This window comes from Streptomyces sp. NPDC059816, assembly GCF_042732055.1.
Taxonomy (GTDB): Bacteria; Actinomycetota; Actinomycetes; order Streptomycetales; family Streptomycetaceae; genus Streptomyces.
Window position 1 is genome coordinate 1 of sequence record NZ_JBHWIQ010000011.1, and the last position, 12,518, is coordinate 12,518.

The 12,518-nt window shown below is 71.5% G+C and carries 12 protein-coding genes; 3 read left to right on the forward strand and 9 right to left on the reverse strand.

Going from position 1 to position 12,518, the window contains the following annotated elements; all coding sequences use genetic code 11:
• Positions 1-72: 72 nt before the first annotated feature.
• The 5 genes from ACFV88_RS16295 to ACFV88_RS16315 all read right to left on the reverse strand — a co-directional run bounded on the left by ACFV88_RS16295 (position 73) and on the right by ACFV88_RS16315 (position 4,318).
• The gene (locus ACFV88_RS16295) at positions 73-861 is read right to left on the reverse strand and encodes a nicotinamide riboside transporter PnuC (RefSeq protein ID WP_385491248.1); all 789 of its coding nucleotides are present in this window, start codon (positions 859-861) and stop codon (positions 73-75) included.
• Positions 862-985: 124 nt separating this feature from the next.
• Positions 986-1,444 (reverse strand): riboflavin kinase, encoded by a 459-nt coding sequence (locus ACFV88_RS16300; RefSeq protein ID WP_385491250.1) that lies wholly within the window; start codon positions 1,442-1,444, stop codon positions 986-988.
• Positions 1,437-1,964 (reverse strand): flavin reductase family protein, encoded by a 528-nt coding sequence (locus tag ACFV88_RS16305; RefSeq protein WP_385491253.1) that lies wholly within the window; start codon positions 1,962-1,964, stop codon positions 1,437-1,439. Before ACFV88_RS16305 ends, ACFV88_RS16300 begins: the two co-directional genes overlap by 8 nt.
• A gap of 47 nt (positions 1,965-2,011) precedes the next feature.
• Positions 2,012-3,358: an NtaA/DmoA family FMN-dependent monooxygenase gene (locus ACFV88_RS16310; RefSeq protein WP_385491256.1), complete on the reverse strand. Its 1,347-nt coding sequence runs from the start codon at positions 3,356-3,358 to the stop codon at positions 2,012-2,014.
• A 39-nt stretch (positions 3,359-3,397) separates the two neighbouring features.
• The gene (locus ACFV88_RS16315; RefSeq protein ID WP_385491259.1) at positions 3,398-4,318 is read right to left on the reverse strand and encodes a ribokinase; all 921 of its coding nucleotides are present in this window, start codon (positions 4,316-4,318) and stop codon (positions 3,398-3,400) included.
• A 134-nt stretch (positions 4,319-4,452) separates the two neighbouring features.
• Here ACFV88_RS16315 and ACFV88_RS16320 point away from each other — a divergent pair, with 134 nt between their 5' ends.
• A complete protein-coding gene (locus ACFV88_RS16320; protein ID WP_385491262.1) occupies positions 4,453-5,439 on the forward strand; it encodes a LacI family DNA-binding transcriptional regulator in 987 nt (328 codons plus the stop codon).
• Between the two features lie 314 nt (positions 5,440-5,753).
• Positions 5,754-7,028, forward strand: a complete 1,275-nt coding sequence (locus ACFV88_RS16325) for a glycosyltransferase (RefSeq protein ID WP_385491265.1) — start codon at positions 5,754-5,756, stop codon at positions 7,026-7,028.
• A 16-nt stretch (positions 7,029-7,044) separates the two neighbouring features.
• Here ACFV88_RS16325 and rfbD read toward each other — a convergent pair whose 3' ends face one another.
• Genes rfbD through rfbA form a run of 4 tightly spaced genes read right to left on the reverse strand, consistent with a single transcriptional unit; the run spans position 7,045 to position 10,526 of the window.
• A complete protein-coding gene (gene rfbD, locus ACFV88_RS16330; RefSeq protein ID WP_385491268.1) occupies positions 7,045-7,980 on the reverse strand; it encodes a dTDP-4-dehydrorhamnose reductase in 936 nt (311 codons plus the stop codon).
• Positions 7,977-8,951: a dTDP-glucose 4,6-dehydratase gene (gene rfbB, locus ACFV88_RS16335; protein ID WP_385491271.1), complete on the reverse strand. Its 975-nt coding sequence runs from the start codon at positions 8,949-8,951 to the stop codon at positions 7,977-7,979. Before rfbB ends, rfbD begins: the two co-directional genes overlap by 4 nt.
• Complete coding sequence (gene rfbC / locus ACFV88_RS16340; RefSeq protein ID WP_385491274.1) at positions 8,936-9,559, reverse strand: dTDP-4-dehydrorhamnose 3,5-epimerase; 624 nt, start codon at positions 9,557-9,559, stop codon at positions 8,936-8,938. The genes rfbB and rfbC overlap by 16 nt, the downstream gene beginning before the upstream one ends.
• A gap of 34 nt (positions 9,560-9,593) precedes the next feature.
• The gene (rfbA, locus tag ACFV88_RS16345; RefSeq protein WP_385491277.1) at positions 9,594-10,526 is read right to left on the reverse strand and encodes a glucose-1-phosphate thymidylyltransferase RfbA; all 933 of its coding nucleotides are present in this window, start codon (positions 10,524-10,526) and stop codon (positions 9,594-9,596) included.
• A 481-nt stretch (positions 10,527-11,007) separates the two neighbouring features.
• On the opposite strand from rfbA, the gene ACFV88_RS16350 reads away from it, so the two are divergent.
• Positions 11,008-12,366, forward strand: coding sequence for a collagen-like protein (locus tag ACFV88_RS16350; protein WP_385491280.1), 1,359 nt, complete (start codon positions 11,008-11,010; stop codon positions 12,364-12,366).
• Positions 12,367-12,518: the final 152 nt, after the last annotated feature.

Here is a 12,518-nt window from a genome sequence, read left to right on the forward strand (position 1 = left end):
GGCGGGGTCCCCCTGAGGGACCCCGCCGACGGGTGTCTTCGGTGGTGGCCGCATCCACGAGGGACGCGTCGGTCAGTCGGCGGCCCCGGGCCCGCTCGCCGTTCCCGTTCCCGATGCGGGGGAGTGCGACCCCGTGGCCGGTGCGGTGCCGTTGCGGGTTCCCTGGTCGTCGTGGCCCTCCAGGTCGCGGCCCTCCACGACGACCGCGGGTTCGAGCGGCGAGACGATCTCCTGGTTCGTGCTGCGGCCCGCCCAGTCACGGATGCCGATGACGACCATCACGAAGAAGATGGCGTAGACGATGCCGGAGAAGTACAGCTCGGAGTGGATGGCCAGGGGCACCCCGACGAGGTCGACGGCCAGCCAGGCGAACCAGAACTCCACGTACCGTCGGGCCTGCGAGTACATCGCCAGGATCGAGCCGACGAAGATCCAGGCGTCAGCGAGGACCATCCACCACGGAGCGCCCGGGTAGAAGGACGCTTCGGTCGCCTTGAGCAGGGCGGCGAACGCGAACGTTCCGACGACCATCACGACGAGCAGCACGATGCGTTCCCGCCAGGAAGCCCAGCGGACGTTGATCGCGCCCTCCTTCTCCCGGCTGCGCCGCCACGTCGCCCAGCCCCAGGTGGCCGATGCTATGATCACCACTTGCCGGGCGGCGTTTCCTCCGAGGTCCACGTTCAAGCTGGCGATCAGTAGGAGCACCGACCCGAGGATCTGCACCGGCCAGGCGATGAGCAAGCGCCGCAGCGCCAGGAAGACCGTCGCGAGCGCCAGGATGTTGCCGAGGAAATCGGACCAGTAGACATCCAGGCCGAAGAAGCTGAACTGTTCGTTCAACCACTGAAATGCGCTCATTACTCACACCTTTGTTCGTTCTTGAGCCAATCAGGGTGTGGGGGAGTGGGGCCCGGACCGGGCCGGTCGTGGAGCGGGGGAGTACGGCGGTGTGCGCCGCCGACTCCGGGTGGAGCGGGGTGCCTCAGACGGAGGCGGTCTCTGCGTCCGCGGCGAGCGCGCCGGTGAGGACGCGGCGCCCGCGGTCGGAGGCGAGCAGTGCCTCCGACCGCAGGACGTCCAGGTGGGCGGCGCGCACCAGGTCGTCGGTGGACGCGAACTTCACCGTGTCGCGGATGCGTGCCACGAACCACAGTCCGATGCGTTCGCCGTAGAAGTCGTCCGACACGTCGTGGCAGTGGACCTCGACGTGTACGTCCGTCGTGTCGCAGAAGGTCGGGTTCGACCCGATGCTGATGGTGCCGCGGTGGACGGCGCCGGTCGAGTGGCGTACGACCCAGCCGCTGTAGACCGCGGGCGGTGGGACGTGTGAGCCGGGATCGGCCGCGAGGTTCGCGGTGGGGAACCCGAGCCCACGGCCCCGACCGGCACCGTGCACCACCTCACCCGTGAGGGGTGCGCGAACCGCCCGGACGTCATTCATGGGGGACGAGCTCACGGAACTGGCTGGTGTGGAAGACGAGCGGTTCCACTTCGGGGAACAACTCGGCCGTCAGCAGTTCCACGAGCACGATCTCGTGGTCACCGCCGTCGTAGGTCGCGCTCACCCGGGCCGTCAGCCAGAGCGCGGCGTCCTCGATCAGGACGGCGCCCTCGGGCGTGGCCCGCCAGGAGACGCCGTCGAAGCGGTTGCCCTCCCGGGAGGCCAGCCGTCGACACAGCGTGCCCTGACCGTTGCTGAGCACGCTCAGTCCCAGGACGGGTGCCTGGGCGAGCCGCGGCCAGGTGGTCGAGGTGCGGGCCACGCTGACCGCGGCCAGGGGCGGTTCGAGCGAGATCGAGACGAACGAGTTCGCCGCGAACCCGACCGGTTCGGTGCCGTGCAGCGCGCCGATCGCGACGACACCGGTCGGGTAGGCCCCGAACGCCCGTCGCAGCGCTGCCCCGTCCAGTTCCTTCGGCGAGGCGGACGCCTGGAGCGGGTGGTGGGTAGACGTGGCCATGGTCTTCGACATCCTCTCGTTCGCGCGTGCTGTTCTCGGTGCGGTGCTCAGTGCCGGAAGCGCGCCGCGGGGTGGCTGTCCGGCAGCGCCCGGTCGGACGCCCCGGTGAGCCGCTCGCGCAGGCTCTCGCCCTCCGTGTACTCCCCGCGGAACACCCCGCGGGCCCGCAGGATCGGCAGCACCGACTCGACGAAGTCCGTGGTCGAGGTGGGCTGGATCGTCGGGGACAGCAGGAACCCGTCGAGGTCGGCGCCCTCGGCGAGCGAGCAGATCTCGTCGGCGATGTCCTCGGCCGTGCCGATGACGGGTCGCGCTCCGACCCCGTGGGTGTGCCAGTCGGCGAGGACGTCACCGACCGTCTTGTCGGCGAAGCGGGCCACCTGGGTCTGCGACAGCTCGGTGGACAGGCTCGCCATGGGCGTCTCGGGCGCGTAGGACGACAGGTCGAGCCCGGTGAACATGGCGTAGCTGGCGACGGTCACCTCGGGGCGCTGGGCGTCGAGGATGCGCTGGTAGCGCCGTTCCGCGTCGGAGGTGGTCGCACCGACGACACAGGAGAACGCCGACATCACCTTCACCTCGTCGGCCCGGCGACCCGCCTTGACGGCCTCCTCGCGGATGGACGCCGTGTGCCCGGCGAGCTGCGGGATCGAGCCGCTGCCCACGAACATGCACTCGCCGTGCCGGCCGCCGACCCGGCGCCCGGCGGGCGAGGCCCCGGCCTGGAACAGGACGGGCGTGCCCTGCGGGGAACGCGCGGTGTTGCCGTAGCCCTGGGAGCGGAAGTACGGGCCCTCATGGGTGATGAGGTGCACCTTGGCGGGGTCGGCGAACCGTCCCTCCTTGTCCTTCTCCAGCGCGTCCGGCTCCCAGGCCCCCTCCCAGTACTTGTAGACGAGTTCGAGGAAGTCCTCGGCCATCCGGTAGCGGTCGTCGTGGGCCACCATCTCCATGCCGAACGCCTTGACCGCGGTGTCGGCGGTGCCGGTCGTCACGACGTTCCAGCCGATGCGACCGCCGGAGAGCTGGTCGAGCGTGGCCATGCGGCGGGCGAACGCGTACGGGGGTTCCACGAGGACCGAGCCGGTCATGACGAGGCCCAGGTTGGTCGTCGTGGACAGCAGTGCGGAGGCCACCACGACCGGGTCGAGCCGCGGGAGGTCGAGGGTCTCCTCCGTCGCGATGGGCGGGCGCTCGCCGTCGATCTCGGACCAGCCCCACGCATCGGCGAGGAACAGGAAGTCCAGCTTGGCGTCCTCGCACACGGCGGCGAGGTCGCGCCAGTAGTCGAGGGTGTCGAAGTCGTGCCGCCGGCTGTCGGGGTGACGCCAGGTGGCCGTGCCGCTCGCATTGGTCTGCGCGTTCTCGAACACGCCGATCTTGAGGTTCCTCATGGGTGGTTCTCCGTAGTGCTGGTGGGTGACCCGCGGGGTTCAGGGGGCAGAAGTGACCGCGGGTGCGTCGAGCTGGGATGCGTACGGCATGGAGGTCTGGGCGCCGAGGCCGGTGGCGGCGTAGGAGGCCGCGTGCACGGCCCGCTCGACCGCGGCCGGCAGCTCGACGCCGCGTCCGAGCGCGTCCGCGAGGGCGCCGCAGAAGGTGTCACCGGCGCCCACGGTGTCGACGGCGTCCACCGTCGGCGCGGGGACGTGGGTGGTGTGCGGGCTGTGCGCCTCCTTCAGGACGGCGCCGTCCGCCCCGATCGTCACCACGACGGCCCGGCACGGGAGCGCGGCGCGCTCCAGCAGGGTCCGCACCTCGTCGACGGTGGTGGGCCGATCGGTGTCGAGGAGCGAGGCGAGCTCGCCGAGGTTGGGGACGAGGACGTCGACGGCGGCCAGTACCCGCATGTCGATCGGCCGGGCCGGGGCGGGGTTGAGGATGACGACCCCGCCCTGTTCACCGGCCCGGAGCACCGCCGCCGCGACCACCTCGGACGGGACCTCGTTCTGGACGAGGACGATCTCTCCCCTCGACCGGACGAGCTGGGCCGGCAGGTCCTGGACACCGAGTTCCGCGTTGGCCCCCGGGTTCACGACGATGGTGTTCTCGCCGGCGTCGTCGACGACCACCGCGGCGATCCCGGTCGTGGTCCGCCCGTCCGACCGCACGGCGTCGACGTCCACTCCTTCGGACCCGAGCGCGTCGAGGATGACGTCCGCGTCCGCACCGACCCTGGCGACGAGCCGCACCCGCGAGCCGAGGCGGGCGGCGGCGACGGCCTGGTTGGCGCCCTTGCCGCCGACCCCCTCCACGAAGCGCCGTGCGAGCACGGTCTCGCCGGGGTGCGGCAGGTCCTTGACGGTCAGGACGAAGTCGCGGTTCACCGAACCAACGACGGTGATGGGCGACATTTGCCCTCCTTGGGATCCTGGGAGATCGATTTCCGACATGCTGTACCAGTGCACCCGCGCCGTCAAGTAGCCTCGTCGTGCCCGTTCGCCCCGCCGTCGTGGCGCCCCCCCATCGACCGAGAGGGAACACTTACGTGACAGCGCCCCGACTCATCGACGTGGCCGAGGCCGCCGGCGTCTCCCGTGCGACGGCGTCACGCGTCCTCGCCGGCACCCCGCGCAACGTCGACCCCGAGCTCGCGCGCCGTGTCGAGGAGGCCGCGAACCGGCTCGGCTACCAGCCCAACCACTCGGCCCGGGCGCTGCGCACCGGTGAGACCGGCACCATCGGCGTGGTCCTCCCCTCGCTCGCCAACCCCTACTTCGTCCAACTCGCCGACGCCATCGCCCGGCAGGTGCGCGCGGTGGGCGGCACGCTGGTCGTCTCCGACGCCGCGAACGACACCGCGATCGAGGCCGAGCAGATCGACACCCTGCTCAGCGGCCGGGTGGACGGCCTGTTCGTCGTCCCGGTGTCGGCCAGCGCCTCCGGGCCCGCCATCCGCGATGCCGCCCGACGGCGTCCCGTGGTCCTCTTCGACCGGTGGGCCAAGGGCTCCGGCACCGTCGCGGTCACCCTCGACAACGCCGCCGCGGTCCGGCTCCTCGTCGACCACCTGGAGGGCATCGGCCGGCACCGGATCGCGCTCGTCGCCGACCAGGCGTCCTCCTCGGGCGCCGAACGCGTGGCGGCCTTCACCGAGGCGCAGGGGCCCGACGCCCCCACCATCCTGCTGCCCGACTTCACCACCGGTGCCGGTCGGACGGCGGCCCGCCGCATCATCGAACAGCGCGACAGCGTCGACGCGGTGGTCTGCGGAGCGGACGTCCTCGCCGTGGGGCTCGTGAGCACGCTGCACCGTTCCTCGGTCGCCGTGCCCCGACAGATTGCCGTCACCGGATTCGACGACACCGAGATGCTCAAGCTCCTCGACCCGCCCATCACGTCCATCCGGCACCCGCTGTCCGTCATGGCCGAACGCGGGCTGACGCTGCTTCAGGCGCCGGGCCGCGAACGGGCCGAGCGGATCGAACGGTTCCCCCCTCAGCTGGTCGTCCGCGCCTCCACGCACGAGACCTGACGGGTGGTCACCTCGGCGGCTCCCTCGGACGCGGGCGGGGGCGAACAGGGGTGGGCTCTGCGTACGTTCGAGTGGTCTACGGGAGGCCCGGCCCGCTGAGAGGTGACGGGACGGCGGGCGCGTCGCTACCTTGACCGCCGCATCCCCAATCCTCCCGAACGGTGACGAGTGGGAAGATTCTGGACGTGTGGTCGAACGCGTCCCGGCGCTGCACTCCCCGTGCCGCGGCCCTTCCGGGAGCCGGTCGCCCCGCACCCCTCACCCGACGAGAGCGATGCCGCCGCGAACTCCGAGACCTAGGCAGGTAGCCGCAGATGACGCCGACCGCGACACCCGAGTTCTCCGTCTTCACCCCCAGCCACCGGCCCCGCTTCCTGGACGAGTGCCTGGCGACGCTCCAGGCGCAGTCCCGTCAGGACTGGGAGTGGATCGTCCTCCTCAACAACGGCGCCCGGTGGCGGCCCGAACGCCCCGACGACCGGGTCCGCGTGGAGATCGCCGACGATATCCGCGGCGTCGGCGCGACGAAGCGCCGGGCCTGCGAACTCGCCCGCGGCGAGATCCTGGTGGAGCTCGACCACGACGACCTGCTGGCCCGCGACTGCCTGGCCGAGCTGGGCAAGGCGTTCGCCGCGAACCCGGACGCCGTCTTCGTCTACAGCAACACCGCCCAGATCACCGAGGACGGCGGACGGGACGACTCCCGGTTCAACGAGACGCACGGCTGGCAGTACGAGGAGGTGCTCGTCGACGGCCGGCAGCTGCTGGCCACCACGACCATGGCGCCGACGCCGCACAACGTCTCGTACATCTGGTACGCGCCCAACCACGTGCGGGCGTTCCGCCGGGACGCCTACACGAAGGTCGGCGGTTACGACGCCACCCGCACGGTCCTGGACGACCAGGACCTGATGTGCCGACTGTTCCAGGTGGGCGACTTCCACCACGTCGACCGTTGCCTCTACCTCCAGCGCATGCACGCGCAGAACACCCAGCGCGACGCGGAGGTCAATGCGCACATCCAGCGGGAGACGGTCGCCCTCTACGACAAGTACGTCGAGGCCAACGCCCTGGCCTGGAGCCGGCGCCGCGGGCTGCTCGCCCTGGACCTCGGCGCGGCCCACCGCAAGCCCCCGGGCTACCTGGGCGTGGACCAGCACCCGGGCGAGGGCGTGGACATCGTGGCGACGCTCCCCGACCCGCTGGACCTGCCCGACGGCTCGGTCGGCCTGATCCGCGCGGTGGACTTCCTGGAGCACGTGACCGCGAAGGTGCCGCTGATCAACGAGCTGTACCGGCTGCTGGCGCCCGGCGGGATGCTGCTCACCACGACGCCCAGCTCGGACGGGCGCGGGGCCTACCAGGACCCCACCCACGTCGCGTTCTACAACGAGAACTCCTTCTGGTACTACACGGACGACCAGTACCGGGCGTTCGTCCCCGAGATCGAGGCGCGCTTCCAGAGCTCCCGTCTGGTGACGTACTTCCCGACGGAGTGGCACTCCTCCAACAACATCTCCTACGTGGTGGCGAACCTCATCGCCATGAAGGAGGGCGCGACCCGCTGCGGCGGACCGCTGCTGGTCTGAGGCGGCGCCCCGGCCCTCACCCCGCCACGAGGGTGGGGGCCGCGGTCCGGGCCCGGGCGGCCAGTGCCGCGAACCGGGGGGTCGCCAGGGCCGTCGCCAGCTGGCCTTGCCAACCCGGTTGGCGGGCGACCCCGGCACGCGTCCACCCCTCGTGTCCCAACACCCCGTACGCCGGTCGGGCGGCGGGCCTCGGGAAGGCGGCCGAGCCGACGGGGCGGATGCGCTCGGGGTCGAGCCCGCTCAGCCGGTACGTCTCCCGGGCCAGCCCGTACCAGGTCGTGCACCCCGCCGCCGTGCCGTGGTAGACGCCCGCCGGCGCCCGTCCGGCCAGCGCGGCCCGCCCGAGCGCGACCACCTGCCGGGCGAGCTCCGCCGACCGGGTGGGCTGACCGTACTGGTCGGCGACCACGTCGACACTCGCCCTGTCACGGGCGAGTTCGAGCATCGTGGCGACGAAGTTGGGCCCGTGCGTGCCGTAGAGCCAGGCGGTGCGCACGGTGTAGCCGGTGCGCGGAAGCAGGTGGGCCACCGCCCGCTCCCCCAGCAGTTTGCCCCGACCGTACGCGTTGAGCGGCCCGGTCGGCGCGTCCTCGGCGTACGGTCGGCGGGCGTCACCGGCCAGGACGTAGTCGGTGGAGACGTGCAGCAGGACCGCCCCCGTCTCGGCGCAGGCACGGGCGAGGTGCCGTACGCCCGTGCCGTTGACCGCGGTCGCCGCCGCCTCGTGCGCCTCGGCGCCGTCCACGTCCGTCCAGGCGGCGCAGTTGACGACCACCCGGTGGGCGGCGACGGCCGCGCGCACGGCCCGGTGGTCGGTGACGTCCAGCTCGCCGCGGGTCCGCCCGGTCACCTCGGCACCCGGGGTCGCGAGGAGTTCCGCCCGCACGTCCCGGCCGAGCATCCCGCCCGCGCCGGTCACCAGCCACGACGTGCCCTCCGTCGCCGCCGTCATGACCGCTCCGACCCGGCGGTGAGCGGACTCCACCAGCCGTGGTTGTCCCGGTACCAGTCGACCGTGGCCGCGAGACCCTCCGCGAACGGGACCTGGGGCGCGTAGCCGAGCTGTTCGCGGATCTTGCCGTCGTCCAGCGAATAGCGCAGGTCGTGGCCCTTGCGGTCGGCCACCGGGGTGACCCGGTCCCAGTCGGCGCCGACGGCGTCCAGCAGCAGCCCGGTGAGCTTGTGGTTGCTCAGCTCGGTCCCGCCGCCGATGTGGTAGACCTCCCCGGGCCGCCCGTCGCGCAGGGCGAGTTCGATGCCGCGGCAGTGGTCAAAGACGTGCAGCCAGTCGCGGACGTGGCGACCGTCGCCGTAGAGGGGGACGGTCCTCCCGTCGAGCAGCCGGGTGACGAACAGCGGGATGAGCTTCTCGGGGAACTGGTGGGGCCCGTAGTTGTTGGTGCACCGGGTGATCACCACGTCCAGACCGTGGGTGCGGTGGTGGGCGAGGACCAGGAGGTCGGCCGCACCCTTGGACGCGGCGTACGGGGAGTTGGGTGCGAGCGGCGACTGTTCGGTCCACGAGCCCTCGCTGATCGAGCCGTACACCTCGTCCGTCGACACCTGAACGAACCGGCCCACGCGGTGGCGCAGCGCCGCCTCCAACAGGACCTGGGTGCCGACGACATTGGTGCGGACGAAGGGCGCGGCCCCCGCGATCGACCGGTCCACGTGCGATTCTGCCGCGAAGTGCACCACGGCGTCCTGTCCCGCCATCACCTGGTCGACCACCGCGCGGTCGCAGACGTCACCGCGGACGAATCGGTACCCGGGGCGGTCCGCGACGGACGCGAGGTTCTCCTCGACCCCGCAGTAGGCGAGTGCGTCGAGGACGGTGACGTGCGCCGTCGGATCGGCCCGCAGCCAGCCGCGGACGAACTCCGAACCGATGAACCCCGCCCCGCCGGTCACGAGGAGACGCATGCTTCTCCCCGGGCTCCGGAGCGCAGCCCTCGCCGGTGGGCGAGGCACTCCTCGTGGCTGGGCAGCAGGCCCCGCCGTTCGGCCTCCGCCAGCGTGGGCGCCGCGGCGTCCTTGGCGGAGAGTTCCGGAGCGAGGCCGTCGGGCCACCGGATCGCCAGCTCCGGATCGAGCGGGTGGATCCCGAACTCCCGGTGCGGTGCGTACCCTTCGGAGCAGAGGTAGACCACGACGGAGTCCTCCTCCAGCGCCATGAAGGCGTGGCCCAGGCCCTCCGAGAGGTACACGGCCCGGTGCTCCCGGTCGTCGAGGCGCACCGCCTCCCAGCTGCCGAAGGTCGGGGAGCCGGTGCGCAGGTCCACCACCACGTCGAGCACCGCTCCGCTGACGCACGTCACGTACTTGGCCTGTCCCGGCGGGACCGCGGCGTAGTGGATGCCCCGCAGCGTGCCGCGACCGGACCGGGAACAGTTGGCCTGCTCCAGGCGCAGCGGGTGGCCGGTCACCTCGCGGAACGCGTCGGCCTTGAACCACTCGTGGAAGTGGCCCCTGCGGTCCGTGAAGACCTGAGGTCGGTCCACCCAGGCCCCTTCGATGTCCAGCGGTCTCACCCGTCACCTTCCTTCCGTCTGTCCCGGTGATCCGTCAGGTGGTCGCCGCGGACTGCGTCGATCCGCCGTCCCGCGGCGCCACGACGGCACACGCACACCGGTCGTCCTGGTCCAACAGGTCCATCAGGTACTGCCCGTATCCGCTGGTGAGGAGCGGTCGGGCCAGGGCGCGGAGCTGGTCGTCGTCGATCAGCCCGACCCGCCAGGCCGCCTCCTCCACACAACCGATCTTGAGTCCCTGGCGCTCCTCGACGACCCGGACGAACTCCGCGGCCTGGACCATGGACGCGAAGGTCCCCGTGTCCAGCCAGGCGGTGCCCCGGTCGAGCCGGGTGACGCGGAGTTCGCCGGCCTCCAGATAGGCGCGGTTGAGGTCGGTGATCTCCAACTCGCCGCGGGCGCTGGGCCGCAGCCCGCGCGCGATCTCCACGACCCGGTGGTCGTAGAAGTACAGTCCGGGCACGGCGTACCGGGACCGCGGGCGGGTGGGCTTCTCCTCGATGGACAACGCCCTGCCGTGGTCGTCGAACTCCACCACGCCGTAGGCCGAGGGGTTCGCGACCTGGTACGCGAAGACGTGGCCGCCGTGCGTTCGGCCCTCCTGCGTCAGCCGGGCGCCCAGCCCCGAGCCGTGGAAGATGTTGTCGCCGAGGATCAGTGCGACGGATTCGTCCCCGATGAAATCGGCCCCCAGGACGAACGCCTGGGCGATTCCTTCCGGACGCTCCTGTGTCGCGTAGTCAATGCGTAGACCGAGCTGACTTCCGTCGCCGAGCAGTGTGCGGAACTGCTCCTGGTGTTCCGGGGTCGTGATGACGAGGACTTCGCTCACCCTCGCCAGTACGAGCGTGGAGAGGGGGTAATAGACCATCGGTTTGTCGAACACCGGCAGGAGCTGTTTGGAAACGGAACGGGTCAGCGGCCAAAGTCGTGATCCGGTGCCGCCGGCCAACAGAATTCCACGCATGGGCAGTCAGGGGCGTGGTGCCTGCGGCAGGCCCGCTTCCCCGTCCTCCTTTCACTCCGTACGTGAGATTTTCCGGACGGAGCCTGCGCCGGCACGCTCGGGCCGGCTTTCAGGACGTGCCGTGGGGGTCACCGTAGAGGAAGCCCCACGGCCTCCACATTCCGACACGCAACGGATTCCCCCACCGGTCGGCCCCCCGTATCCGCGGCCTCTTCACCGCAATGCGTCTCCAATCGGGGGACATTTTCCTTCTGTCGCGAGCCGTATGCGCAACCTGCTCGGACGTCTGTCGAAAATGACCCGATTCATCATCCCCTACGAACGTCGCACAATTGCGTCGTTAGGCCGAGCGGCTGCCTTCTGCGGCGGCCTTGACCCGTCTCCGTCGTTCTTCGTGAAAGGAATTCAGGTGAACCGTAGAACCATCGGTCGCAGCCGGGTGAGAACGATCACCCTGGTTTCGGCAGGTACCTTGGCCGCCGTGCTCAACGTCGTGCCGAGCACGGTGGCCATCGCCGACGCCGTCGAGCGCTCGGGCCCTCGGCACAGCCTGGGTCTGCCGGGGCCGAACGGTGCCACGACGGTGAGCGGGCAGGACCGCGACGCCGATGGGCAGGAAGCGCGCGGCCCCCAGGGCGGCGGTGGTGGCGGTGGCGGTGGCCACGGTCCGCAGGGTCCGCAGGGACCGCAGGGTGTGCCGGGCCCGCAGGGGCCGCAGGGTGCCAAGGGCACCTCTGGCCTCACCGGCCCGCAGGGTCCCCAGGGTGCCAAGGGAACCAACGGCACTCAGGGTGCCACGGGTGCTACCGGCCCCCAGGGCGCCAAGGGCACCAACGGGACCAACGGCACCAATGGCACCAACGGTGCGCAGGGTCCACAGGGTGCCAACGGTTCTGCCGGTCCCCAGGGCTCCCAGGGTGCCAACGGCACCAACGGGACCAACGGCGCTCAGGGCGCCAACGGCGCCGCCGGGCCGCAGGGTCCGCAGGGCACCAACGGGACCAACGGCAGCAACGGCGCGCAGGGTCCGCAGGGCGCGAACGGCACCAACGGCACCAACGGTGCGCAGGGTGCTCAGGGCGCCAACGGTGCTGCCGGACCGCAGGGCACTCAGGGTGCCAACGGGACCAACGGCACCAATGGCGCGCAGGGTCCGCAGGGCACCAACGGGACCAACGGTGCGCAGGGCGCACAGGGTGCCAACGGGGCCGACGGATCTCAGGGCCCGCAGGGCACCCAGGGCACGAACGGCACGAACGGTGCGCAGGGTCCTGCCGGGTCCCAGGGCCCGCAGGGCACCCAGGGCACGAACGGCACCAATGGTGCGCAGGGTCCGCAGGGCACCAACGGCACCAACGGCGCCCAAGGTCCGCAGGGCACCCAGGGCACCCAGGGCGCGAACGGGACCAACGGCACCCAGGGTCCGCAGGGCGCCAACGGCACTCAGGGCCCCCAGGGCACCAACGGGACCAACGGAACCCAGGGCGCGCAGGGCGCGAACGGGACCAACGGCACTCAGGGCCCCCAGGGAACCCAAGGCACGCAGGGACCGCAGGGTCCGGCGACGCTGAACACCTATGTCATCAAGGGTCCCCAGGCCACCCCGCTGCTCATCGGCGTGGGCGTGACGTCCACGGCCAACTGCCTCCCCGGTGACGTGGCCACCGGCGGCGGCTTCGACACCTTCGGGCTCCTCGGCTCGGTCAACGTCATCGAGAACGCGCCGATCCCCAAGCCCGCGGGCACACAGGGCGGGCCGGCCACCGGATGGCAGACCCAGGCGTCGTTCACGGTGCTCGGCGGCGGCTTCCAGTCCTACGTGATCTGCGTCAGCCCGTAGCCCGGGACGCAGTCCGGGACCGTACGCGCCGGTGCGGCAACACCGGCGCGTCCTCGGCGAGCATGCCCGTACGGGCATGCCGACCGGTGCGGTGGAGCTGTCCGGCGGCTCCACCGCACCGATCGGTGTCGTCCTACGCGGTGCTCCGGACG